1 protein-coding gene is annotated in these 1,357 nt (G+C 78.3%); it reads left to right on the forward strand.

Translation table 11 applies throughout. The features are described 5' to 3' along the window. On the forward strand, window positions 1-1,187 hold a 1,187-nt coding region (eccD, locus tag ACYVPE_RS39795), incomplete at its 5' end, for a type VII secretion integral membrane protein EccD (RefSeq protein ID WP_461038727.1). Window positions 1,188-1,357 lie beyond the last annotated feature (170 nt).

The raw sequence follows: 1,357 nt of genomic DNA on the forward strand, positions 1-1,357 counted from the left end.
CCGCCTCGCTCGCCGCGCAGGAGGTGCGCGAGGGCGATCTGCTGTTCGTCGGCCACGGCACGGACGACGCCACCCCGCCGCTCTACGACGACGTCACCGAGGTCATCGGCTCGGCGGCGGGACCGGTCGGCTGGCCGGCCGCCGCGACCCGCCGGGCCGCCGGCGCGCTGGCCGCCCTCGGCACCCTCGCCGCCTGCGCGGCGCTGGCCGTCGCGCCGGGCCGGCTGCCCGGCTGGCTCGGCCTGGCCACCGCCGCGCTCACGCTGCTCGTCGGCGTCCTGATGTCCCGCGCCTTCGGCGACCGCGACGCCGGCACCTTCGCCGACGTGCTCGCCGCCCCGCCCGCCATGCTGGGCGCCGTCCGACTGCTCGGCACCGAGGAGGGCACGGTCGCCGGCTTCACCGCCGGGCACCTGCTGCTCGCCTGCGCCGTGCTGGCCGTCATCGGCGCGCTCGGCCCGGTGTTGGTCGGCGGCGGCGACGGCACCTTCACGGCCCTGGTGGTGGCCGGCCCGCTGGCCGCGAGCGGCGCGCTGATCTGCGCCGTCTGGGACGTGCACCCCGCCAGGGCCGCCGCCGTCGCCGCCCCGCTCGCCCTGGCCCTGACCACGCTGTGGCCCACCGTGGCGCTGCGGGTCGCCAGGATCCCGGCGCCCGAGGTCGTCGCCTCGGCCGAGGACCTGGAGGCGCTGCCGAGCCAGCTGGAGCACGACCGGCTGCGGGAGCGGATCGCCAGGGCGCGGCGGCTGCTCGTCGGCATGCTGGTCGGCAGCCATCTGGTCGCGGCCGGCGGCACGTTGGTGCTCTTCGGCTCCGGCGAGCTGTGGCCGAGCGTCCTGGGCGGCGTCCTGCTGACCCTGACGCTGCTGCGCGGCCGGCTCTTCCGGGAGACGGCGCAGGCCGCGATCCCGCTCACCGCCGGCCTGCTCGCGCTGGCCGGCGGGACGGCGTTCCTGCTCACCGACCGGATGGGCGAACGGCTGCCGCTGCTCGGCATCGCGCTCCCCGTCACCCTGCTGGTCGCCCTGATCGCCGGCGGCGTCGCCGTCTCCGCCGGCCGCGTCCGCCTCAACCCACGGCTCTCCCGCGGCCTCGACCTGCTGGAGTCCGTGATCCTGCTGTCCGTCGTCCCGCTGTCCCTGGCGGTCTGGGAGGTCTACACCGCCCTCCTCGACCTGCGCGTCTGAGGAGGCACGACGTGGCTGCCCCGGTGGATTCCCCCACCCTCCCCCAGCCTGGCGGCTGGGGGTGCCCCCACGAGCCCTCTCCCGGCCTCCGGCACGTTGCGCGGCGCGCGGCGCCGAGCGCGAAAGCGGCCGCGCCGCTTGGCGGCGCGCCGACGCGCCGCTGGCGCGGC

This window comes from Streptomyces mayteni, from assembly GCF_054783955.1.